We start from the raw sequence: 25972 nt of genomic DNA, 5'->3' as shown, positions 1-25972 counted from the left end.
ACCATGATTAACGTGGTTAAAGCTGATCAGGCCGAGTTTGATGTGAGGCGAGGGATATCTGAAATATTCGCAGAGGGATTCACACAATGGCTAGGGTTTTTCTCCAAGGATCCTAAGAAGATTGCTGCAGCGTTCGCTCATATGTTCGCTCTGGATCAATTTTATGTGGCTTTATACAAGGGACAAGTGATCGGAATGGCTTCTTGCACGGATGGAACTTCACTCTCGGTTAAACTTGATACAAAGGAGCTTCGCAAACATTTAGGCATTTATAAAGGAAGTTTAGCTGGTATTTTCCTGAAAAAAGAATTTGAAACTCCCTTTGTTAATCCTTCACCTGGTGTAGGTTCAATCGAATTCGTAGGAACAGCTGCCGAATTCAGGGGGCAAGGTATTGCTTCTCAAATGATTCGTCATATCCTTGAGGATACACCTTATGAGGCTTACTTGATTGAAGAAGTTGCTGATACCAATATCCCAGCCATGAAACTCTATTCTAAATTAGGTTTTGAAGAATATAAACGCAGGCAAATACCTATGAAAAGGGCAAAGAAGATCGGGATCAACTACCTTATATCATTGAAATATTCGAAATAATGCAGATTAGAAAAAGCCGAAAATAAATCATGATATAATATGTTAAAATATTGGAGGCCAGAAATATGGATATATCTATCCGAAACGCTCACCAAGATGACTACGAGTCTTTGTTACCTTTGTTTAGGCAGGTTCATGATCTCCACGTTTTTGAAAGACCCGATTTGTATAAAGAAAACTCAACTCCAGTCGGGAAGGAATTTTTCTTAAGCCAGCTAATTGATCACAAACAGCATATTTTTGTTGCTACCATAGGCTTAGAGATAATCGGACTAGTAGTGACGAAGGAAGAAGACATAACGGAAAATTCATTTGTAAATGCGAGAAAGCTATTATATGTAAATAGTTTGTGTGTTTCCGAAATGTATAGAAATAAGGGCGTGGGAAAGAGACTTATGCAATATGTTATTGATTTCGGAGGAAGCCTGAAAGTCGATAGTATTGAATTAGGGGTATCGGAGAACAATGCTTCTGCATGTTCGTTTTATACATCATTTGGAATGACAACGAAGAGTAGAAAAATGGAGTTTAGGTTGAACTAACGGACGGGTGACCTTAGCTTGATAAATAACTATAACGCGGCTGCCGGATGGATCGGAAGCCGCGTTTTGCTAACAATAACGCAACGGACAGAAGCTGCCTGCGTCTAATAGCTGTTTGGAGAAAAATGAAAGGAGTTGAGTGAGAAAGATGACAGCATCATTTTCACATAAGCCCGAAGGATACGAATGTCCATTTTGTCGTATTTGGGGTATCGAGCGACCTAATCAGGGAACAAAACAAAGGGAAATCATCTATCAGAATGAAAAGGTAACGGCATTTATCGCGAGCAAATGGTGGCCAAACAATAAAGGGCATGTTCTTGTTGTTCCTAATCAACATTTCGAGAACATCTTTGAACTTCCTATGGATTACGCTGTGGAAATTCACCGCGCGGCTCAGCTTACAGCATTTGCAATGAAAAGTACATATGGATGTGATGGAATATCTACGCGGCAACATAATGAACCTGCTGGCAATCAAGACGTGTGGCATTATCATCTCCATGTTTACCCTAGATATGAGAATGATCAACTTTATCTGACAATGGGTTCTCAGTCCGATCCAGATGAACGCTCTTTCTATGCAGATAAGTTGCGTTCTTGGATAAAGAAAAACACTTAAGGTCTAGGAGTAGCGGATGATAACCCTAGTAGGAGATGAACCTGTCAACGATTTCACCGAAGGAGTTGGGGAACATACTATTGTTAATCTTAGCATTTTTATGGTTTATTTGGTTTTTGATTGTTATTCTGTATTATATATGGACATCCTTATTCTGGTCGATGATATTTCGTGCCCAAAAACTTGAAAATGAGGGAAAACGTACACTCTCAGGGTTTGTGGCTTTGGTCTCCATAGCCTTGAACATATCTATCTTGAAATTGATTTGCTACTTTACGGATACTCCGAGTTTGTTCCAATACTCTAAAATTACCTCAACTTGTTTTACGATTGCATTTATATATATCGTCGTATTAGGTATTGCAACCATTCCTTTTATCAAAAAAGACGGAGCCTATTTGCTGAAGCTAGCCCTATTTGGAAATAGAAAGAAAAGGAAATGGTAAAAAAACTACCCAATTGTTTTAACAAAAGGCACCATTTTAGAACTATATGTTCAATGCCGAGCAAGCGATAGAGATTTAATCATTTATCAGTAAAAATGAAAAAAGATAGGCAGTGAAGCAGGATTAGGCGACGCATCCGCACCGACTAACCGCATCGCGGCCGGCCCTGTCGGAGAAGTTGTGAGATCCAATACATGTGCACTCCATTCACTTTTTCTTTTTTTTGAAGAAATCGAATTTGATCACAAAATCAAAAAGAGAAGTGATTACAACAGCTCCAAGTGGAATCATTGCGTAAGCCCAAGGCGGATTATTTGGAGCTTCACCAGGGGGTGCATCAATTAAAATCTCAAAAAGAACAACACAGTAAATTATGGCCAATAGAATACCTGTTACGTTCCTATCTTTTTTACGCATAGCTATTTTTCACCACCCTTAACATGAACAACCCTTGAAATTAAATCCTCTTATGAAAGTTCATAATCATTATATTGTATTAATTGTATTTAAACCATTTTCAATGCGAATAACTTAAATGGCGATTAGAGGCTCTATTCATATCTAAAAAGAAGATTATATATGGCAGCCTATTGTCATATTATTCTTTTTATTAATAGGTTATCGGATTGCTTTTTTATTTATGGAATGGGAATACGACTATGTGGACGAATACATGATGGTAACCATATCCTCTGGAGGGATATGGGAAGACCTATTGACGCTTCAACAAACGTTTAAATAGAGGAACAGAAAATATAAAATATTTTACGGATCAGCGAAGCCTCGACCTCAATCACGAAGTCGGGGCTTTGTCATGTACAAAATTGCATAAGGGTAAACAGCGGAGAAGTGATGTAAAGAGTTGAGGCTTGTTGGAACAAAGGGAGGTCGGTGATAATGAAAGCGTAACCAAGTACAGATGATGAATCCATTGGAACGGGGGATGCAAATGCAAAAAAGGAATTCAGTATGGCGGAGAGCGATATCCGTATTATTCATGGCGTCACTCCTGCTCTCGGCCTGCGGAGGCAGCGGGTCCGGCAGCGGCAGCTCGAACGAAACGGCCGAGACCGATCCAAGCACCGTAGCAAATGACGGCCCTTTCGGCAAATATGATCCGCCAATCGAGGTATCGTTCGTAAGGGATCTTAGCGACGTCGTGGAAAATAACGTGCTGGGCGTGCTTAAAGACGAAACGATCGACAACAATCGATGGACGCAATTGTATGAGGAACAGCTTGGCATCAAAGTCAAGTACAAATGGGTGGTCAAAGGCAGTCCAACCTCCGACCAATACCTGCAGAAAATTAACGTGACGCTGGCTTCGGGCGACCTTCCGGACGTGATTCCGGTCAACGCCACCCAGCTCAAGCAATTGGCGGATTCGGACCAAATCATGGATATGACGGAACTTTACGAAACGTACGCTTCCCCGATGACGAAGGAAGTGCTGCTTCAAGAAGGGACGAGTGCTTTTGACGCCGCGACGTTCGACGGGAAACTGATGGCAATTCCTCAACTGGAATCCTCAATCGAGCGGTCGATGTACATCTGGATCCGGACGGACTGGCTGGAGAAGCTGGGACTTGAGCCTCCGAAGACAATGGCTGACGTACTGGCCATATCGAAAGCGTTTACGGAGAACGATCCGGACGGGAATGGTGTGCAGGATACGTACGGACTTGGCGTTACCAAGGATTTATGGGGGGGCGCGATGGGGCTTGAGGGATTTATGGCCGGCTATAATGCCTACCCTAACATTTGGATCGAGGATGACTCCGGCAAGCTCGTCTTTGGGAGCATCCAGCCGGAAGTGAAAAAGGCGCTTCAGGTTTTGCAAGAGATGTCCAAAAACGGACAGATCGACCAAGAGTTCGGCATCAAAGACGGAGGCAAGGTTTCGGAGCAAATCTCGGCCGGCAAGATCGGCATGGAGTACGGCGAGCAGTGGAATTCCATCTGGCCGCTTCAGCTGAACCGCGATAACGATCCGAATGCGCAGTGGCAAGCGTTCCCGATCGTATCCGAATCGGGTGAAGCACCGAAGGTGCCGCTAAAATTCAGCACCACCCGTTTCTTCGCCGTCAAGAAGGATGCGGCCCATCCGGAAGCCGTCATCAAAATGTTCAATCTGCATCTCGAGAAAAACTGGGGGAAAACCGCCGAATTCGATAAATACTTTGCGCCGCCGGAAGCCGAAAGCGTGTGGCAGCTGTCCCCGGTCACGCCGTATCCGGTCATGAAGAACGTGGATGCGTTCCGGGAAATCGATGCTGCGCGCAAGGCCGGCGACTTCTCGAAGTTAACCGGAGAGGCCAAGACGATCCAGGAAAAACTGGAGGCTTACGAATCGGGCTCATCCGAAGGCTTTGCGCTATGGGGCTGGGAACGGATATACGGGGAACAGGGTTCCATGGGAATCGCCGACCAATACGATAAAAACGACCAATTCCTGCAGGAAAAATTCGTCGGCGCTCCGACGCCGACGATGGTCGAGCGCAAGACGACGCTCGAAAAAATGCAAAACGAGGTTTTCGTCAAGATTATTTTAGGCGAATCCATCGACACTTTCGACCAGTTCGTAGAGGATTGGAAAAAGCTCGGCGGGGATCAAATCACGCAAGAAGTCAACGAGTGGTACGAACAGGCGAAGCGATAATCCGGGCCGGAGGGAGAACCTTGTCGTTACTCCCTCCGAACCTGTTACCTACGAATTGGAGGTTCACGAATGAAAGCGAAATGGCGAAGAGAGCTGCCGCTCCATGTGATGATATTGCCGGGATTGATTCTAATCGTTTTATTTTCTTACATTCCGATGGCCGGCATCACGATCGCGTTTCAGAGGTTTATCCCTGCCAAAGGCCTCTTCGGTGATCAGCAATGGGTCGGATGGGACAATTTCGAGTATGTGATGAGCCTGCCGAATTTTACGCAGGTGTTGTGGAATACGCTGTTTATTTCGAGCTTCAAGCTCATTTTGGGGCTCATTGTTCCAATCGTGTTCGCCGTCCTGTTGAACGAACTCAAAAACAATGTGATCAAGCGATCGGTCCAAACGGCCATTTACTTGCCTTATTTCCTGTCCTGGGTCGTGCTTGGCGGCATCCTGATCGATATCCTCTCCCCGTCGGGAGGCATCGTCAACGGGTTTCTCGGCCTGCTTGGCATCCCCAAGATCTTTTTCCTGGGCGATAACGAATGGTTTCCGTTCACGCTCATTGCTTCCGACGTATGGAAAAACTTCGGGTACGGCACGATCGTGTACTTGGCCGCGATTACGGGGATCGATCCGGGGTTATACGAGGCGGCAACGATCGACGGGGCGAACCGTTGGCGGAAAATATGGCATATTACGATTCCGGGCATGCGCATGGTAATCGTCCTGTTGTCGGTGTTGAGCCTGGGACAGCTGCTGAATGCCGGCTTCGATCAGGTGTTTAATTTATACAGCCCGCAAGTGTACGAAAGCGGAGACATTCTGGATACGTTCGTTTATCGGATCGGTTTGCTTGATGCCCAGTACGGGGTGGCGACGGCGGTCGGATTTTTTAAATCGGTCATATCGCTCACGCTGATATCGGGCTCCTACTTTTTGGCTTATCGGTTTGCGAAATACCGGATATTTTAAGGGGGGAAAACGATGCAGCAACGATTGGTGCCATCTTCGGCTGAAGGGGGCCGTATCCGGCAAAAAAGGCGGTTTGAATGGTTTTCCCTGATCAATGCCATTTTCTTGATTTTGATCTCGCTGATTTGCGTTCTTCCTTTGATTCATATCATTGCGGTTTCTTTTAGTTCCAGCGCGGCGGCTTCGGCGGGATATGTGAAGCTGTGGCCTGTCGACGTGACGCTGGCTTCCTATATGTATACGGCAAGCCGTCACGAGTTTTGGGATTCGATGTTGGTGTCGCTCACCCGGATCGGTTTGGGGACTCCGCTTAATTTGCTGCTGACCGTGTTGATTGCCTACCCGTTATCGAAAGAGACACGTTCTTTTCGGCTTCGGAGCGCGTACGCTTGGATATTCTTCATCACGATGCTGTTTAATGGCGGTCTGATTCCTTGGTATTCGACGATAAAAGAATACGGCATGCTGGATACGATATGGGCATTGATTTTGCCGAGCGCGGTTCCCGTGTTCAGCGTCGTTCTGCTGCTTAATTTTTTCAGGGAAATTCCGAAGGAGCTTGAAGAGGCGGCCCTCATCGACGGAGCAAGCCACTGGCGGACCATGTGGTCGATATTTGTCCCGATATCCAAGCCTGCGCTTGCCACGCTTGCTTTGTTTTCCATGGTTGAGCACTGGAACAGCTGGTTCGACGGACTGCTGTTGATGGGAGACCCGTCCAATTATCCGCTGCAAAGCTATATTCAAACGATCGTAATCCAGCAAAACCTGTCGAATATGTCGAGGGACGATATGCTGAATTTGGCGCTGATTTCGGATCGGACATTGAAATCGTCGCAGATCTTTCTCGGCTCGCTTCCGATTATTTTGGCATACCCGTTCTTGCAGAAATATTTCGTAAAAGGCATCGTTCTCGGAAGCGTGAAGGGCTAAGGCTAAGGACACGGCGCAAGTCGATGTTGCCCGACATAAGTCTGGCTGCCCTGACGAGATGTAGGCTATAATCGAATAAAAAATGCTGGGGGCAATGCCATTGATGTTCCGACGGGACTTTTCGCTGCGCAATACGATATTTCTCCGGTTGATCGTGACGTTTCTGCTCATTATGGTGCCGATTCTATTATTTGCCGTTTATCTTTACCATTGGAACGTGCAAACGGCCAGCTCCGACATTACCAAGACGGCAGCCGCGCAATCCGAATTCTACCTGACCGATCTGGAAAACGAAATCGAACGCATGAAAATGCTGCAGTACAGTCTGCTGGAGGATGATAACCTGAATGAACTGGTCTTGACCTGGGAGACGATGGCGACGATCGCCCGTACCGAGAACATGAATTCGTTGATCAAGCGGCTGTATACCGTTCAGAACAGCAGCATGTATATCAAGGATGTCAGTGTTCATATCGCGGCGATCGGCCGCACGATTTCAGCCGGCGATGGGGTGCGTGAATTCAGGACCGAACGATTCCGGGAAATCCGTTCCGTCTTTGGCAGCGGCTCTCAGCTCATTGAATGGAACGGAGGCTTGTTCCTTGGCGCCATGAAACAGCGGGGAATCAAAGGGGCAGAGCCGCTGTTCACGGTCGAGATCGAGCTGGACGAGCAGCGGCTGCAGGAAGCGCTCGCCCAATTCAATACGTACCCCGGCAGCGGAACGCTGCTCCTGTCGGACAGCGCCAAGGTTGCCGTCGCGAACGGGACAGGGGAGCTGGCTAACGTCAGCCTCCCCCTCTTCCTGCGGGAAATCCCGGGGCTCCTGAAGGACACTCCTTCGCGGCTGACGGTAAATGGGAACCAGTACTATGCCGTGCAGGCGCACTCCCCGGAGCTAGCGCTGTCGATCTATCGTTTCATTCCCGAGAAGGTCGTACAGAAGCCGCTGAGCAAGTTCTACAAATGGGCTTGGGGATTTGTCGCAGCCGCGCTGGGGATATTTGGCGTTTTTGCGCTGTCTACCTATAAGTTCATCCACAAACCTATGCTGGCTTTAGTTAAAGGCTTCAGAAGGATTGAGCACGGGGATCTGAGCATCCATATCGCCCATGAATCCAAAGACGAGTTCAGGTACTTATACGGCAGGTTTAACCAGATGGTGGACAATCTGCGCTCTTTGATCGATCAAGTCTACAAGCAGAAAATCATGACGCAGCGGGCGGAGCTGAAGCAGCTGCAATCGCAAATCAACCCGCACTTTTTATATAACAGTTTTTTTATCCTGAATACGATGGCCAAGACGGGAGATACGGAACGGATCGAACAGTTTACGACGCTGCTTGGGGAGTATTTCGAATTCGTGACGAGGAATGCATCGGATTTGGTTGCATTGGAACAGGAAGTTCATCATGCGAGAATGTATGCAGAAATTCAGGAGTTACGGTTTTCGAGAAGGATTCAGGTACGCTTCGATCCGCTGCCGGATGAGCTGAAGCAACTTCGCGTGCCGCGGTTGATCGTTCAACCGATTATTGAAAACGCATTCAAGCACAGTTTGGAAAAAAAGACGAAGAATGGTTTGATTGTGGTGCGATTCGAAGGGGCGGACGGCCAGGCTCGCGTCATCGTGGAGGATAACGGAGACCGGTTGACGGACGGGGCGCTGGAGCAAATCCGGAAGTCCTTGTATGAGGAACAGGACCAGGCCGAAACGACAGGGATGGTGAACATTCATCGCCGGATCCGCATCACATTCGGGGAGGATGCCGGATTACGGACGGAACGTAGCGAGCTTGGGGGGCTTTCCGTAACGATTCTTCTTGGCGATGGAGGTGAAACGTCAAGTGTATAGAATGTTGATCGTTGACGACGAAGAAATTATCACCGATGGGCTGGCGGATATTTTCGGAAAATTGAATCTTGACCTGGACATCTACAAAGCCTATTCGGGACAAGAGGCGCTGGAACTGTTGAACCGGACGCGGGTCGATGTCGTACTATCCGACATCTGCATGCCAGGCATGGACGGCCTGGAGCTGATGGAAACGATACGTCTCAATTGGCCGCAGTGCAAAATCGTGTTCCTGACAGGGCATAACGACTTCAATTATGTCTATCAAGCGATTCAAGCCCCGGACGTGCAATACGTGCTCAAAAACGAAGGCTATCCGAAATTGATCGCGGCCGTCGAGCGAGCGATCAAGGAATTGGAAGAGACGCTGCGGGCGAATGATCTGATCCGGCGGTCGAAAGAGCAGCTGGATACGCTGGAGACGCTTGCCCACGGGGACTATTTTCGAAATTTGTTATTCCACGACGTGCTATTCGAACAGGAATTGGAGGAAGACTTCAGGCGCTTGCATATTCCGCTGGATGCGTCCATGCCGATTCTGATCGGGCTGGGCAGTGTAACGTCTGGCGGGTCCGCGGGGAGATCCACCACGTATGTTGATCGTCGGGAGACGGCACTTGCGGTTAAGTTTCTGGCAGAGGCTTTCCTGGCAGAGCGTACGAGCAGCATCGGATTCATCGATCGATACGGGGATCTGATCTGGCTCATCCAGCCCAAGCGGTGGAGCGGATCGGAATGGGCGGACGCTTTCGCACAGACGGTCATGTTTCTGGAGGGGACGTTCGAGCTGATTCAGCAATCCTGCCTGGAATCGCTTGACGCGTCGGTTGCCGTGACACTATGCGGTGAGGCATTCGCCTGGGAAGGACTGCCTGCCATATACGATAAAATGAGACGGTACCAGCATGATCGGACCGGTGACGGAACGCGGATGGTCCAGAAGGTGTTTCCAAGCGAGGAAGCCGCGCCGTCCGCTATGATCCTTAACAGATCCTTGCGCGATAAGTTCGAGGCGCTGGCCGTCCATTTGGAAGCAGGCAGAAAAGAGGAGTTCATGGGGCTGTTCGATGACTTGACCGAACCGGCAGCTTACGAACTCGAGCGGGGAGACCCCAATATGACGGAGCTTTGCTATACGGTTGCGCTTGTGCTTCTGTCTTACATCAATCGGTGGGAAATCCGTGAGATCGGTTCGTTCGGCTTGATGAAACTGGAAGACTATCGTTCGTGGAGGGAAGCCTTCGGTTATTTGAAAGGCGTTGCCGACGTTTTGTTTACCCTCCGGAAAAGCGGAGAACAGAAGAGGGCTGCCGGCGTCATCGAAAAAATTTGTTCATTCATTGAACAAAACCTAAGCGAAGATCTGTCCCTTGTCAGGCTGGCGGATGAATTTCATTTCAATCCATCTTACTTATCAAGGCTGTTCAAGCAGGAAAGGGGCGTCAATCTATCGGATTATATGGACGAACTCAGGATCCGCAAAGCGAAGGAGCTTCTGAAGAGGGAAGAACTGAAGATAGCCGAGGTCGGTGGTTTGATCGGATACGAAATGCCGCAATCGTTTACCCGTTTTTTTAAAAAATGGACCGGCATGACGCCGCAGGAATACCGAACCGTCAGGCTAAGCCGCGATGGAGCGCAATAAGTGCAGCGACCAGGCGTATGGCCAGGCAGCAGTCCTTGGATAACCCAAGGACTTATTTGCATTGGGCTGGCATATTAGGAGGCGACCATCTTACGATATTCGTTCGCGCTTACGCCGGTATAGGATTTAAATCGCTTATAAAACCAGTCGATTTCGGTATAGCCCACCTCATTCGCAATTTCGTAAATCTTCAGATCCGTTTGCTCCAGCAGCATTTTCGCTCTTTCCATGCGCTGAACGAACAAATATTCGTTAAAGCTCATATTTTCATGGTTTTTGAACTTTTGACCAAGATAGGAGCGGTTGAAATGGAATTTGCTTGAAATGTCTTTGAGCGTAATATTTTCGTGCAGCTTTTTCCCCACATATTCCTTGACCCTGTGAATGACGTCATCCTCAGTGCGGCGTTGGTTGGCAACAGCAGCTACGCTCTTCACCAGTTCTTCAGCCGGCAACGTGCTAGGTACGTAATCGCTTACCCGCAGCTGCAGCGCTTTGCGGATGAAGGCAAATTCCATGGTATCCTCGACAACAATGATGGGCAAACGGCTTATCCTCCGGATCCGACCGCACAGCTCCAGCCCTTTCTTGGGGCTGCCGTTCATGTTGATAACCGCCAGTGAATAGCTGTTCTCCTCAAACCGATGCAGCGATGACTCAGAATCATCATCGCAGATTTCCATGTTCATCCCGCATTTGCCCCAATCCTGCAGACGAAGCATGTCATCGGAGCAGCAGCTCAGATTGATATACAGTAACTTAGACATGATGACTCCCTCCCCATATATTGCGATAAGCGGAATATCCATTGAAATGGTTACGCTTACATTATGTTGTCCGGCGCCCCTTTTTCACAATGTGCTTTTCTTTGCATTGCTAACCGTTCTTTACTTCTTGCAAAGCTTGGGTTGAAAAAGATCGGCGGACAAGCCGTTGCAGGAGGCGTCCTTCTAGCGTTTCAGAGGTAGAATATCCCGATTTCCCCAGGTTGTTGCATGGAAATGTAAGCGCTAAACTTTGGATGAATCTGGACCAAACATCAAACGTTGAGGGGGATTAAAGATGCGTGTTCGCAAATTAATGGTTCTGTTATTAGGATTGGTTCTGCTGCTTGCAGCCTGCAGCGGTGGCTCGGGCAACCCGATCAGCGGCACCCAAGAAACCGTGGAATCGAAGACGAATAGCGGCACCGACAACGGTACGTCGAAGGAACCTGGTGAGACGGAAAACAGCGGAGGGGAGGAAGAGGAAGTTTACAGAACGCCGGAAATGGATTTCGATTTAGGGGGTAAGACGATTAAAATCGTCTCTTGGTGGGATATGACGATTCCGGAGGATACCCCGGACAATATCCAGCGCAAGAAGAACCTTGAAGACCTGATGCAAAAGCATAATTTTAAAGTGGAGTACGTGGCCATCGACTACGGCGAGTACCAAGAGAAAGTTACCGCTTCCCTGCTCGCTGGCGAGCCGATCGGTGATATCGTTCGCCTTGGCAAAACCTATACGGTGCCTACCTTGGTTAAACAGGATCTGCTCTGGCCGATTGACGAATACACCAAAAATCCCGTTGCCTTTAACCAAAAGGTTACGAACGAATACTACACGTATGAAGGCAGGGGGTACGGATTCACCGAAAATCAAGCAAATCTGGTTCAAGGCATCTTTTACAATCGAACACTTATGAACCAGCTTGGCTTAAAGCCGCTTCAAGAGTACGTGAACGAAGATAACTGGAATTGGGAAACATTCATACAAGTGGCTAAAGAAGCCAACAAAGATACGAACAACGATGGCAAGCTGGACACTTGGGGGCTAGCAAACTCCTCGCTTATGGATCATGCCTTGTATTCCAACAATACGGGTCTGACCAAAGAAGATAAGCAAAATCTCGATGATCCTGCAACACTGGATGCACTTAATTTCATTTCCCGTATTGCTACCGAGAAAATAGCAAGACCGACCGAGGGCGGCGACTGGACGGAGCCAGGCCAATTTTTCCGTCAAGGCAATACATTAATGTACGCAGGTGCCCTCCATGAGATGAGCGGCATGCAGACGGATATGCCGGATTACGACATCGGTTTCGTACCTTTTCCAAAAGGGCCGAATGCAACAGAGTACCACTCTGCCGAAGCACTCTTCCAGGCGCTTACCATTCCGAAAGCAGTCGAAAATCCGGAACAGCTGCTTTATATCTGGGAGAAAATCAACGACATTGATTCCGTTTACGACTATCCGGACCAAGCCTCGTACGAAACGTTATTTTCGATCGAAGACGACTTGAATAACGCCAAAATGGTGGCGCCAAACATGATGATTCTTGACCACCATACATTCCCTAATTTGAAGTACTACGATTTCGTCGGCGAGCTGAATGAGGGGATATCCGTTTCCACCGTTGTTGAGAAATACAAGTCAACGTTCCAAGCGGCTATCGACGAAGTATATGGTAAGTAACCTTGAACATTAGCCGAAGAACCGATCGTCCCTGCGCAGCGCATTGCTGCGGCAGGGACTGTCATTGGATGGATTAACCGTATGGGAGGGAGAGAAATTGAACACCAGGAAGAAGCGTTTCGGTAGCGCCATACTTGTCATCGTCCTATTTTTTTTGTCTCTATGGGCCTTCTACCCTTCGAAATCGACAAACCAAGGCTTCGTTCAAGCGATCTCCGACTTTGAAGCGGTCATTGAAACGGAAGGGCAGGACGGGTACAGCCAGTATTTAGACGCCCATGCATCGGCCAGCCGCCCGGACCGCATCGTCCGCATCGAAGGCGAGTCCTTTGTATCAGCCTCCGGGGAGGGATTCGAGATCGCGGAGAAATTACACGGCTCCGAAGGGAAATCCGTGATCACGCCAGAGGCAGGCTCCATCTCATGGGACGTGAACGTGGAAGAACCGGGCTTATACCATGTCCGGATCCGATATTATCCGATTGAAGGGAAGAGCTCGGCGATCGAAAGGCAATTCTCTATCAATGACAAGGTGCCCTTCAAGGGAGCGGACATCGTGCTATTCGATAGAGTATGGGGAAACCGGGACGAGGAAATCAGGCAGGATAACCGCGGAAACGATCTGCGGCCAAGGCAGATCGAGCAGCCTTCCTGGCAGCTTGCGCCGCTCTCGGATCGGTACGGCTACTATGATGAGCCGTATTCCTTTTATTTTGACAAGGGCAAGCAGAAGCTTATGCTAACATCCTTGCGGGAGCCGATGGCCATTGATTATATCGAGCTGTACCAGGATCATACCTTGAAAACATACGAGGAGCTGGCGAATGAATATGAGTCCGGGGGCTTGGAACCGACCCGGGATCAGTACATTCTGATTCAGGCGGAGGATGCCAAGCGCAAATCGTCGCCGACCTTGTATCCTACATCCGACAGATCCAGCCCGACCGTTGAGCCGTACGACGTTTCCAAAATCAGAATCAACACCATCGGAGGCGTTAACTGGAAGCTGCCGGGGCAATGGATCGAATGGGAGTTCGAGGTGGAAGAAGACGGTTTGTACCAAATCGCCTTGAAGCAGAAGCAGGACCAGCTCCGGGGCGTATTTGCCACACGTAGCCTTATGATCGACGGGGAGTTTCCCTTTGAGGAAATGAAACGAATCCGCTTTCATTATGACCGCGATTGGCAAATGAACGTGCTGGGCGAGGAAGAACCTTATTTATTCCATTTCACCAAAGGGACGCATCGGATCCGAATGATGGTGTCTCTCGGGGAGATCGCGCCGCTCTTGCAGACGATTGAATCCAGCGTGTTGGAACTGAACGAAATGTACCGCAAAATACTAATGATCACCTCCAATACGCCGGATCCGTTCCGGGATTATCAATTGGAGAAGCGGATTCCGGATATGGTGGAGGTGTTCACTGAGCAGGCCGAAATCATTCAAAGCGTGGCCGATTACCTGGAAGAAGCGACAGGCGAGCGAAGCGACAAGGTGGCCGTTCTGCATTCAATGGTGCACCAGCTGAACGAGCTCGCCGAAAATCCCGAAACCGTCGCCAAGCGCTTGGACACGTATAAGGTGAACGTGGGCGGTCTCGGAACCTGGATGCTGCAGATTAAAGAGCAGCCTATCTCGCTTGATTATCTGATCGTTCATTCGCCGGATCGCAAGCTGCCTAAACCGGACGCGTCGTTTTTCGAGGTCGCGGGCCATGAGTTAGGCGCTTACGCAGCTTCGTATACGGAAGATTATGACACCATCGGGAACGCCGGCGATGAAGAAGATGCCATTACCGTGTGGATAACGACCGGACGCGATCAGGCGCAAGTACTGAAAGCATTGATCGACGACACGTTTACGCCTGAGTCGGGTATTCCGGTGCATCTCCGGCTTGTTCCGGGAAACATCCTTCTGCCAGCCACGCTTGCCGGTGAAGGTCCGGATGTCGCCATGCAAATCGGCGAGGACGTGCCGGTCAACTACGCGATGAGGGGGGCTGCAGCCGATTTAACGAAATTCGATGATTTCGAAGAGGTGGTCACCCGATTCCGCGACAGCGGGCTGGAGCCTTACAAATATAACGGCGGGGTGTACGCCTTGCCTGAACAGCAGACCTTCCCGATGTTGTTCTATCGCAAGGATATTTTGGAGGAGCTCGGCTTGAAGCCGCCAGCGACCTGGCAAGAAATCTATGACATGATTTCCGTGCTTCAGAAGCACAACATGCAATTTTATTTGCCGCTGGAAGCCACCAACGCAAGCCTGGTCCCGAATGCGACGTTCGCGATGCTGCTGTACCAGAACGGCGGGCAGTTTTACCGCGATAACGATACGAAGAGTGCACTCGACTCGGACATCTCCATGGAGGCATTCAAGAAGTGGACGCAGTTCTATACCAGCTACAAGTTCCCGCTGCAGGCGGACTTCCCGAACCGTTTCCGGACCGGGGAAATGCCGATCGGGATTGCGGATTACACGACGTACAACATGCTGACGGTCATGGCCCCCGAGATTAAGGGGCTGTGGGATTTCACGATTGTGCCGGGGACTGAACGCGAGGACGGCACCGTGAACCACGAAGTTGCCAGCCATACGACCGCCGTCATGCTGCTTCAAAATTCGAAGAGTAAAGCGGCCGCTTGGGAATTTCTGAAGTGGTGGACCGACAAGGAGACGCAAATTGCGTATGGCCGAGAGATGGAAGGTTTGATGGGAGAGGCTGCCCGCTATCCGACGGCCAACATCGAAGCGCTGGAGGAGCTGCCATGGCCGGTGAAGGATTATCGGAATTTGGATAACCAATGGCGGTGGGTACGAGGCATTCCGCAGGTGCCCGGAGGATATTTCACGGGCCGGCATTTGGACAATGCTTTCAGGAAAGTGGTAAATGCCAGCGAAAATCCGCGCGAAGCCTTATCCGATTATATTTTGTACATTAACGATGAAATTGAGATCAAGCGGAAGGAGTTCAATTTGCCATATTAACAGGGGAGGTGCGGTAGTCAATGCAAGGAGAACCAGTAATTCAAACCGTAAAGAGCCCCAAAGCGAATGTGCAGAAGAACAGCCGTTGGGTCTCTTTCATAAAAGAGTTGAAGCGAAGCAAGCACTATTATTTGCTGATGAGTCCGTATATGATTATTTTCTTTTTGTTTACGGTCATTCCGGTGGTCTTTTCCTTTGCCCTAAGTTTCTTCTATTTCAACATGCTGGAATTTCCGAGATTCGTCGGTTGGCAAAATTATTCGAGGCTGTTTCTGAATGATGATATCTTTATGATCGCCTTGAAGAATACGCTGATGTTCGCCGTCATTACCGGTCCCGTCAGTTATATCGCCTGTTTTGTATTCGCATGGATCATTAATGAATTGTCGCCCAGAGTGCGGGCGTTCATGACGTTGGTCTTTTATGCGCCATCGATATCGGGCAACGTTTATTTCATTTGGCTCATCATCTTCTCCGGTGACAGCTACGGGTATTTAAACGGGTTTCTGATGAAGGCCGGCTTTATCCTGGAACCGATTCAATGGCTCCTGAATGAAAACTATATTCTATGGATCGTGATTATCGTACAGCTTTGGCTGAGCCTGGGCACCAGCTTTTTGGCGTTTATCGCCGGCCTGCAAACGATCGACAAGTCGCTGATCGAAGCGGGGGCGATGGACGGCATCAAGAATCGCTGGCAGGAGCTCTGGTATATTACGCTGCCGTCCATGAGGCCGCAGCTGATGTTCGGGGCCGTGATGCAGATCACAACCGCATTCGCGGTCGCGGATATCTCCATCGCGCTCGCCGGGTTTCCGAGCGTTAACTATGCGGCGCACACCATTGTCACCCATCTGATGGACTTCGGCACGATCCGCTTCGAACTCGGCTACGCATCGGCCATTGCGACGTTCCTGTTCTTGCTGATGGTCGGAACCAACAAATTAACGCAAAAAATGTTGAGAAGGATAGGTGAGTAACGTTGGCTGCGAAAATGATTCGATATTTCCGGCTGCCGAGAACGCTGAACCGTTCTTTGCCCGTTAGCATTTTGCTGTTTGCGCTGCTCGCCTTGTTCGGAGCCTTCATGGCATTGCCCTTGATTTACGCGGTGAACAACGCATTCAAACCGCTGGACGAATTGTTCATATTCCCTCCGCGGTTCTTCGTGAACAATCCGACGATGGATAATTTCCTGGATTTGATGGTGTTAATGGGGAATTCGTGGGTACCCTTATCGCGTTATTTCGCAAACACGCTGTTGATCACCATCATTGGCACGGCTGGACATATCCTGCTGGCGTCTGCAGCAGCCTATCCGCTGGCCAAATACCGGTTTCCCGGCTCAAGGGCGCTGTTTTCGATTGTGGTGCTCGCCTTGATGTTTTCGCCCCATGTTACGGCGATCCCCAACTATATGGTCATGTCTTGGCTGGGTTGGATCAATACGCATGCCTCCATCATCGTGCCTTCCTTGGCATTTCCGCTTGGGCTGTTTCTGATGAAGCAATTCATGGAGCAGATTCCCGATGCCCTGCTTGAGGCAGCCAAAATCGACGGGGCCAGCGAATATCGGATTTACTGGTCCATTGTGATGCCGAACGTGAAGCCTGCCTGGCTGACGCTAATGATTTTACAATTTCCGGCACTTTGGGGCAGCGATGGGGGCAGTTTCATTTACAGCGAGCATCTGAAGACGTTACATTTCGCGCTCGGACAGATCACGGAAGGCGGAATCGCAAGAGCCGGCGTCGGCGCGGCTGTTGCACTGCTCCTGATGATCGTTCCCATTACGCTCTTTATCATCTCCCAGAGCAGTGTCATGCAGACGATGGCCACTTCAGGGATGAAGGACTAGAAAGGAGGCATGTCAGATTGATGAACAGCTTGCGCAAACTGAAAACGCCTCTCCTCATCATGATCTGCTGCTTATTGGGGGTTGGGGCAGGAGCGGGGAACGTAAGCGCCGAGAGCGCCTCGGACTCCTATATTTATTCTTATTGGGGCGATGCTGCAGCAGCGCCGGCCGCTTATGTGGCGACTGAATTGATAAGCGGCTCGGATCTGGGGACGGGTGCTTTCCAAGAGCCGAGCGATCTTCACGTCACCGCCGACAATCGCGTATACGTGCTGGATTCCGGAAACAATCGGATCGTTGTGCTGGACCATGATCTAAAGCTGGTAACCACCGTGGATTCCTTCACAAGAGAGGGCGAGCCGGATACATTCCTACAACCGCAAGGAATCTTCGTGACCGATGACGGCGAGGTGCTCGTAGCGGACACTGGAAACAAACGGGTGGTTCACTTGGATTCGGATTTTCAACTGATCAAGATCATCGATTCTCCGGAGTCGGAGCTACTGCAGGATTCGTTTAAATTCGAACCCGTCCGGGTCGTCATGGACCATGCGCAGCGAATTTACGTCATGGCTGCCGGCGTGTTTGACGGGTTCATGGAATTCGATGCCGGAGGGGCGTTTACTACCTTCATCGGCGCGAATCGCGTTTATATCGATCCGATCGAATATTTCTGGAAGCAAATCTCGACCAAGGCGCAGCGCAGCCAGATGGTCATGTTTACGCCTACGGAGTTTACGAATCTGGATATTGACTCGGAAGGGTTCATCTATGCCACGAACGGGGACCAGTGGGGAAATAACATTAAGAAGCTTAATGCGCAAGGCAGCGATATTTTAAGAAGAACGGGGTATTCCGACCCGCAGGGCGACATTCTTTACCTCAGCAGCGAAGGTCCTTCTAAGCTGATCGACATCGATGTTACCGACAGCGAGATTTACTCCATTCTCGATGGCAAGCGGGGACGGGTGTTCACTTACAACGGGGACGGACATCTGATGTACGTGTTCGGCGGGCTTGGGAACCAAATGGGCCAATTTCATACGCCGGCTGCCATCGACCGAATCGGCGAGGATTTTCTTGTATTGGATAAAGCGCTTGGCGAAATCACCGTCTTCCGAACGACCGAGTACGGGCGAACGCTGAATGAAGCCGTCAAAAGCTATTACCGTGGCGAGGAAGAGACCGCTTTTGCGTTGTTTAATCGAACGATCGCCATGAATGCCAATCTGGAATTCGCCTATGCGGGGATCGGCAAAGCCTTGCTTCGTCAAGGCGATTATAAGGGTGCCATGATGCATTTCAAACGCAGCTTGGATCAGAAAAACTATTCGAAAGCATTTCTGCTATACCGCAAAGCGGTCATGAGGGAACATTTTCCGTTGATCATGACCATGCTGTTCTTGGCCGGAATCGGGATATTTGCCGCATCCAGGCTTCGGAAAGTGAAGGAACGAAGAAAGGGGGCTTCCGCATGAGCAGGGAATGGATTCGGTTTCCCCTAAATCTCATGGTTCATCCCTTTGAGGGCTATTGGGACCTGAAATACGATCGCAATCGAAAATTCACGTTGATCATCTCGTTTTGCGTATTGTTTCTGGTTGCCATTACGAACATTTTGGGGAGCCAGTACAGCGGTTTTCTAGTCCATGTGTACAATCCCGAGAGCATGAACAGCGTCATGGAAATCGTATATGTGATCGTGCCGATCTTGTTCTGGTGCGTGGCCAACTGGTCGCTTACGACCTTGATGGACGGCGAGGGCAAATTCGTCGAAATTTTTACGTCGACCTGCTTCGCGCTCCTGCCGCTCGTGATCATACAGTTTCCATGGATCTGGCTCAGCAATCTCGTGTCGCTGCAAGAGACCGCATTCTATTATTTTTCCAACTCCGTTGCGGTTCTCTGGTTCGTTTATCTGCTGTTTGTCGGCAATATGACGGTGCATCAGTTTTCCCCGTCCAAAACGATCGGAATTATGATGCTCACCCTGGTCGCCATGGGGTTTATGGCTTTTATCAGTTTGCTGTTTTTCAGCTTGGTCCAACAGATCGTGGCCTTTATATCCGTCATCTATCAAGAATTGGTCATGAGAACTTAAGGAGGAGGAAGGATGGGCAATTTCGCTAAATACATGCTGCTTGCTGCCAGTGTGCTGACAGCGCTGATTATGGCCGGTTGTACGGATAAAGGACCGGAAAAGGCAGCTGGCGATGAAGGCAACGGGCCCGCCAACAGCTTCACGCCGGGAGCAGCCCTTAAGTCATCTTTCGTCAATCCGAGCGTCAAAGGCATGAAAGGCATTGCCGAGAACGATCAGCTTCAGTTGCTAGCGGACGATCAGACGGGGGCGATCGCCGTCGTGCATAAGGCAAGCGGGGAGGTTTGGCACAGCAATCCTCCCGGCCGCGAGTCGGATCCGCTGGCTGCAGGCGTGAACAAGAGCTTGTTGTCCTCTCAGTTGAAGCTTGATTTTTATAACAGTTTCGGACAAATAAACTCCGTCAATTCGCACGCCGATAGCGTAGCCTACAAGCAAATCGGCATGGAGGAAATCGCAAATGGCGTTCGCGTAAACTACCGGTTCGGCTCGGACAAGAAAACGATCGACGATTTGCCTAAGAAGATCAGCAAGTCCCGCTTTGAACAGAACCTCTTAAGCAAGCTGGACAGCGCCGGCCAGCGAACGCTGAAAATCGCGTACACGGAAGATGCCGAGCAAGGGGTGTATGTCCGGTCCGACGGCGCGCTCAAAGGCCTTCAGCTGGAGCGTGCGCTTAAAGCCTTTGAGGATGCCGGATATACCGAGGACGATTTGCTGGTGGACATCGAGGAGAACCATTTGGATCAGACCAAGCCTGAACCGCGGGTATTTCACGCCTCGATCGAATATACGCTGGACGGCGACAGTCTGATCGCCAAGATTCCGGTTTCCAGCATCGATTTCCCGGCTGAATATCCGGTGAACACGATATCGTTCTTGAGCTTCTTCGGTGCTGGAGGACCGGAAGAAGAGGGCTCGATCCTCGTTCCGGACGGATCGGGAGCGCTGATCCATTTTAATAACGGCAAGACGCGGTACCCTTCCTACCAGCAGAGCGTGTACGGAATGGACCGAACGATGAGCGGAATCGAAACGGCGGACAGCAGCCAGGACGTCAGGCTGCCGGTGTTCGGCATCATCCGTGAAGGCGGGGCATTTATCGGCATCATCGAGGAAGGGGCTCCGGCCGCGACGATCAATGCCGACGTCAGCGGCAGGCTGAACAGCTATAACTATGTCTACCCGACGTTCACGGTAATCAACAAAGGCGACTTAAGCCTGGATGCGAACGGCCAGCAGCGCTCGCTCCCGAAGTTCCAGGAGAATCCGATGCGTAGCGATTTTTCGGTCCGGTATGCGTTCGTGGGCAAGCAGTCGGCTTCCTATCCGGGACTCGCCGCCTACTACAGGAATTACTTGGAGCAACAGGGAGGCCTCCCGGCAATTGCCGAGAGGAATGAGGAGAATATGCCGTTCTATCTTCAGCTCGTAGGAAGCATTTATAAGAAAAAGCATTTTGCAGGAATTCCGTATCGGGCGCTGGAGCCGCTCACAACGTTCGAACAAGCGCAAAGTATTCTGACAGAGATGGGCAAGCGAGGCATCCATGACATCAAATTGAAATTTAGCGGCTGGTTCAACAAAGGGCTGGATCATGAGGTTCCAGGCAGCGTCTCCGTTGATCAACAGATAGGAGGAGAGAAGGGACTTCGGCGTCTGCTATCCTATGCGAACGAGAATGGGGTAACGCTGTATCCGGATGTCGCTATCCTTACCGCGTTGTCCGGTTCCGGGTTCAACCAGGCGAAGGAGGCGTCCAGAACGCTGCGAGGCATCCCCGCAGAGATCTATTCCTTCAATCCGGCGCTGAACCGGCGGGATCGGACCGGTTCGCCTGCCTATGTCATATCGCCGCGGTTCATAGGTGGCTATACGGAAGCTTTCTTAAAGGATTATGGAAAATACGGCGCTATTGGCGTGTCGCTGAGTGATCTTGCCGCCGAGCTGGACAGCGATTTTCGCAAGCATCGTCAAATTGACCGTACGGAGTCCGAACAGTTGTCTCTGGATGCGCTGAACAAGGTTTCAGAAACCAATCTTCAGGTCATGGCTGACGGAGGAAACGCTTATGCGCTGCCTTTCTTGACCGATATCACCCATGCGCCGATGTCTAGCAGCAGCTTTAAAATCGAAGACGCGGAAATTCCGTTCTATCAAATGGTTGTCCGCGGGCATATCGATTACACGGGAGCGCCTTACAATCTGTCCGCGTATACCGATGCCAAACCTTATATTTTGAAGTGCCTGGAGTACGGTGCTGGCGTGTATTTTCAATGGTTCTATGAACCTAATCACAAAATAAAGGACACAGAGCATAACGAACTGTTCTCTGCCAACTACGCGTTATGGATCGACGAGGCCGCCCGCATCTATGAGGAAGTCAATGCATTTCTGAAAAAGGTTCGCCATGAGCGGATCGTCGGGCATGACGAATTGGCTGACGGCGTGTTCAAGACGACATACGAGAGCGGCGTTTACGTCATCGTGAATTACAATCGTGCACCGGTGACGATAGACGGCGTAACCATTGAAGCCGAAAGCTATGTGACGGGTGGTGAAGCGCCATGAAATCCATAACCCAGCGATTGGGGCGAAAGCAGCGAAGCTATGGGAAACAGAAGGCATTATGGGGCATTGCTTATGTGATGCCTTGGCTGCTCGGTTTTATCTTTTTCTTCCTGATCCCTTTGCTGACTTCCCTGATCTACAGTTTTAGCACCGTAACGGCAAATTCCGAAGGAATCGGCATTACGTTTATGGGGATGAAAAATTACGTGACTGCCTTTACGGTCAACACCAGCTTTAACCGAATGCTGACCGAGGCGATCGTGAACATGGCGGTGAACGTGCCCCTGATCGTTATCTTCAGTCTGTTTTTGGCCGTCGTCCTGAATCAGAAGTTCCTTGGCCGTTCCTTTGCCCGATCGATATTCTTCCTGCCCGTCATTCTTGCTTCCGGGGTCATTCTGACCCTGGAAAGCAGCAGTCTTGTTCAGGCGATCAATGATCAGAATGCCGATTCCGGGGGGCTGATTAACGCATTGGGAAGTTTTGAACTTGAGCGATTAATGCTTCAGGCCGGCGTAAGCGAGACGATCGTAAACTATTTAACGGGAGCCGTGGATCGTATTTATGAGATCGTTAGCCAATCCGGCGTACAGATCCTTATTTTCCTGGCAGGCATACAGACGATATCCCCCCAGCTGTACGAAGCGTCCAAAATGGAAGGAGCTACGGGGTATGAAGCCTTCTGGAAAATCACGTTTCCGATGGTCAGCCCGCTGATTCTGGTCAACATGATATATACGATTATCGACTCGTTCTCCCGAAATGAGCTGACAGACTTAATCAAGACCACGGGCTTCGTCCAATTCGATTTCGGCCTTAGCTCAGCAATGGCCTGGATTTACTTCCTGGCCATCTCCATCATCCTGTTGATCAGCACGTACTTTGTATCCAGGAAGGTCTTTTACCATGAATAGAAGAAGGTGAATGCAATGTCGGTTTCTCGGTGGCTATCGCTCGAAAACTGGAAACGATGGCTCTGGTCTTGCATACGTTTAACATTGATCGCTGGCTTGTCCTTTGTCATTCTGTATCCGATTCTGCAAAAAATCTCGACCGCCATCAAAGACAAGGCCGATCTTTATTCACCGGTCGTTGTATGGATTCCGGAAAATTTCACAATGAGCAATTTCCTTGATGCGATCCGCATCATGGATTACTGGGAAACGCTGTTCAACACGTTTGCGTTGTCGGCAACGACGACGGTCTTGACGGCCGCTTCTTGCGCACTGGCGGGTTACGGCTTTGCCCGTTTGAAATTCAAGGGCAGCCAGCTTTTATTCGCCTGTGTCGTCCTGACGATTCTGGTGCCTCCAACCACGATCCTCATTCCCATTTACTTGAATCTGAAAGACTTTACGCTGATGGGCCTGATTCCGCTCCTCACCGGCAAGTCCGTCAACCTGTTGAACAGCTATTGGCCGTTCATTCTGACTTCGCTGACCGCCAATTCGCTTAAAGCCGGTTTGTACATTTTTATATTCCGGCAGTTCTTCCGCGGCATTCCGAAGGAAGTGGAGGAGGCGGCTTATATTGACGGCGCGGGCGTCGGAACCACCTTTACCCGGATCATGATGCCGAACGCGATTCCTGCCATCATTACCACGACGTTGTTCTCCTTCGTCTGGCAGTGGAACGACAGCTTCTACACAACGACGTATCTGACTTCAAGCAAAGTCATGTCCACCCAGCTGTCGTCGCTGCCGTACAACCTGTCCATTATGCTGGGCGGCGATCCATCGAAGGCGGACCCTTTTTATTTGAGTATGGTGCAGGATACCGGCATTTTGCTGGCCATCCTTCCCTTGATCGTTATCTATTTGTTCGTTCAGCGCTATTTCGTGGAAAGTATCGAGCGTACGGGCATCGTAGGTTAACATTTCAAGCTGAAGACCGCCACCCCGAATCTAGGGGGTGGCGGTTTTTGTTTGCATACGAGCAACACGTAAATAACGGGATAGGAAGTAAAAAAATGTTTATTGTGGGCCGGGGCCTTTAAAGTATAATAATACAATTAATCGATAGGAAAGGGTGTTTTCTGTTGCTGATCATCGTAAAGAACTTCTCCAAAGTCATGCTAAGCGCTTTACTGTTTGGTTCAACACTGGCGTCATGTCACCAAAGCAGCGGTATCGACCACAATCGAGGGCCGGAAACACGCGGGGAGGGCGTATACAGCGATAAGTCATTACGCGCTTATCATCCGCCGATCGAAGTCACGTTTGTGAGAGAAATCGGCGACGGCTTGGAAGATATTCTGAAGGCATTGCCTGATGAAACGCTGGAGGACAATCGCTGGAGTCAGTTGTACGAACAAGTTCTGGGCATTCAAATCAAATACAAATGGGCTGTGAGAAGCGAACAATACCACAAAAAGCTGGATATTATGCTGGCTTCAGGGGACATTCCGGATATCGTCAAGGTCAATGCCCAGCAGCTTAGGCAGTTGAGCCACGCCGGTTTGATTCAAGATCTGACGCAGGTTTACAAGGAATATGCTTCACCGTTGACACAGCAAGTTCACCGCCAAGAAGGGAGCGGTACCTTGGAATCCGGCATGATCGACGGCAAGCTGATGGGCATCCCGGAGACCGATTCCTCCATTGAAAAGGCGATGTTTCTGTGGATTCGAACGGATTGGCTGGACCGATTGGAGCTGTTGCCACCGAAAACGATGGATGACGTTCTTGCAATTTCGAAAGCGTTTACAGAGGAGGATCCTGACGGAAATGGCCAACAAGACACCTATGGGATAGCGGCTACCCAATATTTGTGGGACCCCGTCATGGGCTTAACCGGATTCATGGCCGGTTATGGAGCTTACCCGAACATATGGCTTGAAGACGGGAGCGGCAAGCTCGTATACGGAGGCATTCAGCCTGAAGTGAAACAGGCGCTCAAGGAGCTTCAGGATATGTATCGTCATCATGAAATCGACAGTGAATTCATTTTTAAAAACGGAAGCAAAGCCAAACAGCTTGTTGCCGATGGGAAGATCGGCATGGTCTATGGCGAGCAATGGGGAGCATTCTTGCTTCAGTCCAGCCGCAGCGGCGATCCGGATGCGGAGTGGCAGGCTTTTCCCATTGTTACTGACTCGGGCATAGCGCCAAAGGTTCCGCTTAAATTTACCACAAGTTCTTTTTACGCCGTAAGAAAGAATTTTGCTTACCCGGAAGCAATTCTGAAGATGTTCAATCTGCATCTTGAAAAAAATTGGGGCGAAACGGCAGAGTACGAAACTTACTACAACAATGTCATGCCTGTGTGGGGACTGTCTCCCGTGACTCCTTTCCCGGCTGATAAGAACCTCAAGGCTTACCGGCAAATCACCGAAGCGCGTCGTCAGGGCACGACATCTCAGTTACAGGGCGAGCCCGGATTCATACAAGGGCGAATCGATCGATATCTGGATAAGACAGAAGACGGCGAATCCGGCTGGGGTTGGGAGAAGATCTACGGGCCTTCCGGTGCGATGAGTATTCTCGACCAATACGAGGATAACCATCAGTTGTTGTTCGATGCTTTTGCCGGCGCGCCGACTGAAACGATGATTGAAAAACAAACGATTCTGGACAATCTTCAGCATGATTATTTTGTCAATATCATCCTCGGCGAATCCGTAGAACAATTCGACCGGTTCGTGGAGGAATGGTATCGGCTTGGCGGTGCTGACATTACGGCTGAAGTGAATCAGTGGCATGAGGACAAAAAAAGCCGTCCATAAA

The 25972-nt window shown here is 49.8% G+C and carries 20 protein-coding genes; 18 read left to right on the top strand and 2 right to left on the bottom strand.

What is annotated here, in order from left to right; translation table 11 throughout:
• Positions 1 to 3: 3 nt before the first annotated feature.
• The 3 genes from MKY82_RS17140 (at position 4) to MKY82_RS17130 (ending at position 1761) form a co-directional block, all read left to right on the top strand.
• On the top strand, positions 4 to 597 hold the full coding sequence (locus tag MKY82_RS17140; RefSeq protein ID WP_194542861.1) for a GNAT family N-acetyltransferase: 594 nt from the start codon (positions 4 to 6) through the stop codon (positions 595 to 597).
• Between the two features lie 65 nt (positions 598 to 662).
• Complete coding sequence (locus MKY82_RS17135) at positions 663 to 1139, top strand: GNAT family N-acetyltransferase (RefSeq protein ID WP_339293915.1); 477 nt, start codon at positions 663 to 665, stop codon at positions 1137 to 1139.
• 148 nt (positions 1140 to 1287) lie between these two features.
• Positions 1288 to 1761: an HIT family protein gene (locus MKY82_RS17130; protein ID WP_339217353.1), complete on the top strand. Its 474-nt coding sequence runs from the start codon at positions 1288 to 1290 to the stop codon at positions 1759 to 1761.
• 653 nt (positions 1762 to 2414) lie between these two features.
• Here the strand turns inward: MKY82_RS17130 and MKY82_RS17125 are convergent.
• Positions 2415 to 2624 (bottom strand): hypothetical protein, encoded by a 210-nt coding sequence (locus MKY82_RS17125; RefSeq protein ID WP_071219080.1) that lies wholly within the window; start codon positions 2622 to 2624, stop codon positions 2415 to 2417.
• 532 nt (positions 2625 to 3156) lie between these two features.
• On the opposite strand from MKY82_RS17125, the gene MKY82_RS17120 reads away from it, so the two are divergent.
• The 5 genes from MKY82_RS17120 (at position 3157) to MKY82_RS17100 (ending at position 10268) form a co-directional block, all read left to right on the top strand.
• Positions 3157 to 4866 (top strand): extracellular solute-binding protein, encoded by a 1710-nt coding sequence (locus tag MKY82_RS17120; RefSeq protein ID WP_339293914.1) that lies wholly within the window; start codon positions 3157 to 3159, stop codon positions 4864 to 4866.
• Between the two features lie 69 nt (positions 4867 to 4935).
• Positions 4936 to 5835, top strand: a complete 900-nt coding sequence (locus MKY82_RS17115) for an ABC transporter permease subunit (protein ID WP_028404878.1) — start codon at positions 4936 to 4938, stop codon at positions 5833 to 5835.
• Positions 5836 to 5847: 12 nt separating this feature from the next.
• The gene (locus tag MKY82_RS17110; protein ID WP_007130200.1) at positions 5848 to 6768 is read left to right on the top strand and encodes a carbohydrate ABC transporter permease; all 921 of its coding nucleotides are present in this window, start codon (positions 5848 to 5850) and stop codon (positions 6766 to 6768) included.
• 103 nt (positions 6769 to 6871) lie between these two features.
• Positions 6872 to 8623, top strand: coding sequence for a histidine kinase (locus tag MKY82_RS17105; protein ID WP_339296684.1), 1752 nt, complete (start codon positions 6872 to 6874; stop codon positions 8621 to 8623).
• 1 nt (position 8624) lies between these two features.
• Positions 8625 to 10268 (top strand): response regulator, encoded by a 1644-nt coding sequence (locus MKY82_RS17100; protein ID WP_339296683.1) that lies wholly within the window; start codon positions 8625 to 8627, stop codon positions 10266 to 10268.
• Between the two features lie 74 nt (positions 10269 to 10342).
• Here the strand turns inward: MKY82_RS17100 and MKY82_RS17095 are convergent, their stop codons facing one another.
• The gene (locus MKY82_RS17095; protein ID WP_339293913.1) at positions 10343 to 11035 is read right to left on the bottom strand and encodes a helix-turn-helix domain-containing protein; all 693 of its coding nucleotides are present in this window, start codon (positions 11033 to 11035) and stop codon (positions 10343 to 10345) included.
• Positions 11036 to 11330: 295 nt separating this feature from the next.
• Between MKY82_RS17095 and MKY82_RS17090 the strand changes: the two genes are divergently transcribed.
• The 10 genes from MKY82_RS17090 to MKY82_RS17045 all read left to right on the top strand — a co-directional run bounded on the left by MKY82_RS17090 (position 11331) and on the right by MKY82_RS17045 (position 25971).
• Complete coding sequence (locus MKY82_RS17090) at positions 11331 to 12728, top strand: extracellular solute-binding protein (RefSeq protein ID WP_339293912.1); 1398 nt, start codon at positions 11331 to 11333, stop codon at positions 12726 to 12728.
• 97 nt (positions 12729 to 12825) lie between these two features.
• Positions 12826 to 15717, top strand: coding sequence for an extracellular solute-binding protein (locus MKY82_RS17085; RefSeq protein WP_339217342.1), 2892 nt, complete (start codon positions 12826 to 12828; stop codon positions 15715 to 15717).
• 20 nt (positions 15718 to 15737) lie between these two features.
• A complete protein-coding gene (locus MKY82_RS17080) occupies positions 15738 to 16697 on the top strand; it encodes a sugar ABC transporter permease (protein ID WP_339217339.1) in 960 nt (319 codons plus the stop codon).
• A gap of 14 nt (positions 16698 to 16711) precedes the next feature.
• Positions 16712 to 17575 (top strand): carbohydrate ABC transporter permease, encoded by an 864-nt coding sequence (locus tag MKY82_RS17075; protein WP_181469880.1) that lies wholly within the window; start codon positions 16712 to 16714, stop codon positions 17573 to 17575.
• A gap of 20 nt (positions 17576 to 17595) precedes the next feature.
• Entirely contained in the window at positions 17596 to 19053 is a 1458-nt protein-coding gene (locus MKY82_RS17070; RefSeq protein ID WP_339296682.1) for an NHL repeat-containing protein, read from the top strand.
• Positions 19050 to 19676, top strand: a complete 627-nt coding sequence (locus MKY82_RS17065) for a Yip1 family protein (protein ID WP_339293911.1) — start codon at positions 19050 to 19052, stop codon at positions 19674 to 19676. Before MKY82_RS17070 ends, MKY82_RS17065 begins: the two co-directional genes overlap by 4 nt.
• A gap of 12 nt (positions 19677 to 19688) precedes the next feature.
• Positions 19689 to 22247, top strand: a complete 2559-nt coding sequence (locus MKY82_RS17060; protein ID WP_339293910.1) for a DUF5696 domain-containing protein — start codon at positions 19689 to 19691, stop codon at positions 22245 to 22247.
• Positions 22244 to 23161, top strand: coding sequence for a sugar ABC transporter permease (locus tag MKY82_RS17055; protein WP_339217332.1), 918 nt, complete (start codon positions 22244 to 22246; stop codon positions 23159 to 23161). The genes MKY82_RS17060 and MKY82_RS17055 overlap by 4 nt, the downstream gene beginning before the upstream one ends.
• A gap of 15 nt (positions 23162 to 23176) precedes the next feature.
• On the top strand, positions 23177 to 24121 hold the full coding sequence (locus MKY82_RS17050; RefSeq protein WP_339217330.1) for a carbohydrate ABC transporter permease: 945 nt from the start codon (positions 23177 to 23179) through the stop codon (positions 24119 to 24121).
• 164 nt (positions 24122 to 24285) lie between these two features.
• Positions 24286 to 25971, top strand: coding sequence for an extracellular solute-binding protein (locus MKY82_RS17045; protein ID WP_339217328.1), 1686 nt, complete (start codon positions 24286 to 24288; stop codon positions 25969 to 25971).
• Position 25972 lies beyond the last annotated feature (1 nt).

The sequence above is a fragment of the Paenibacillus sp. FSL W7-1279 genome, from assembly GCF_037969845.1.
Lineage (GTDB): Bacteria > Bacillota > Bacilli > Paenibacillales > Paenibacillaceae > Paenibacillus_AQ.
Note: the sequence above shows the minus strand (reverse complement) of the source record. Positions and strands in the feature narration are given on the sequence as shown.

What these genes read in the sequence shown, in the direction of transcription:
- MKY82_RS17110 (WP_007130200.1), top strand. Translation starts at nt 5,848, where the DNA reads ATGCAGCAACGATTGGTGCCATCTTCGGCTGAAGGGGGCCGTATCCGG.
- MKY82_RS17055 (WP_339217332.1), top strand. Translation starts at nt 22,244, where the DNA reads ATGAAATCCATAACCCAGCGATTGGGGCGAAAGCAGCGAAGCTATGGG.
- MKY82_RS17120 (WP_339293914.1), top strand. Translation starts at nt 3,157, where the DNA reads ATGCAAAAAAGGAATTCAGTATGGCGGAGAGCGATATCCGTATTATTC.
- MKY82_RS17100 (WP_339296683.1), top strand. Translation starts at nt 8,625, where the DNA reads ATGTTGATCGTTGACGACGAAGAAATTATCACCGATGGGCTGGCGGAT.
- MKY82_RS17090 (WP_339293912.1), top strand. Translation starts at nt 11,331, where the DNA reads ATGCGTGTTCGCAAATTAATGGTTCTGTTATTAGGATTGGTTCTGCTG.
- MKY82_RS17130 (WP_339217353.1), top strand. Translation starts at nt 1,288, where the DNA reads ATGACAGCATCATTTTCACATAAGCCCGAAGGATACGAATGTCCATTT.
- MKY82_RS17105 (WP_339296684.1), top strand. Translation starts at nt 6,872, where the DNA reads ATGTTCCGACGGGACTTTTCGCTGCGCAATACGATATTTCTCCGGTTG.
- MKY82_RS17125 (WP_071219080.1), bottom strand. Translation starts at nt 2,624, where the DNA reads ATGCGTAAAAAAGATAGGAACGTAACAGGTATTCTATTGGCCATAATT.
- MKY82_RS17095 (WP_339293913.1), bottom strand. Translation starts at nt 11,035, where the DNA reads ATGTCTAAGTTACTGTATATCAATCTGAGCTGCTGCTCCGATGACATG.
- MKY82_RS17070 (WP_339296682.1), top strand. Translation starts at nt 17,596, where the DNA reads ATGAACAGCTTGCGCAAACTGAAAACGCCTCTCCTCATCATGATCTGC.
- MKY82_RS17140 (WP_194542861.1), top strand. Translation starts at nt 4, where the DNA reads ATGATTAACGTGGTTAAAGCTGATCAGGCCGAGTTTGATGTGAGGCGA.
- MKY82_RS17075 (WP_181469880.1), top strand. Translation starts at nt 16,712, where the DNA reads ATGATTCGATATTTCCGGCTGCCGAGAACGCTGAACCGTTCTTTGCCC.
- MKY82_RS17080 (WP_339217339.1), top strand. Translation starts at nt 15,738, where the DNA reads ATGCAAGGAGAACCAGTAATTCAAACCGTAAAGAGCCCCAAAGCGAAT.
- MKY82_RS17065 (WP_339293911.1), top strand. Translation starts at nt 19,050, where the DNA reads ATGAGCAGGGAATGGATTCGGTTTCCCCTAAATCTCATGGTTCATCCC.
- MKY82_RS17135 (WP_339293915.1), top strand. Translation starts at nt 663, where the DNA reads ATGGATATATCTATCCGAAACGCTCACCAAGATGACTACGAGTCTTTG.
- MKY82_RS17115 (WP_028404878.1), top strand. Translation starts at nt 4,936, where the DNA reads ATGAAAGCGAAATGGCGAAGAGAGCTGCCGCTCCATGTGATGATATTG.
- MKY82_RS17060 (WP_339293910.1), top strand. Translation starts at nt 19,689, where the DNA reads ATGGGCAATTTCGCTAAATACATGCTGCTTGCTGCCAGTGTGCTGACA.
- MKY82_RS17050 (WP_339217330.1), top strand. Translation starts at nt 23,177, where the DNA reads ATGTCGGTTTCTCGGTGGCTATCGCTCGAAAACTGGAAACGATGGCTC.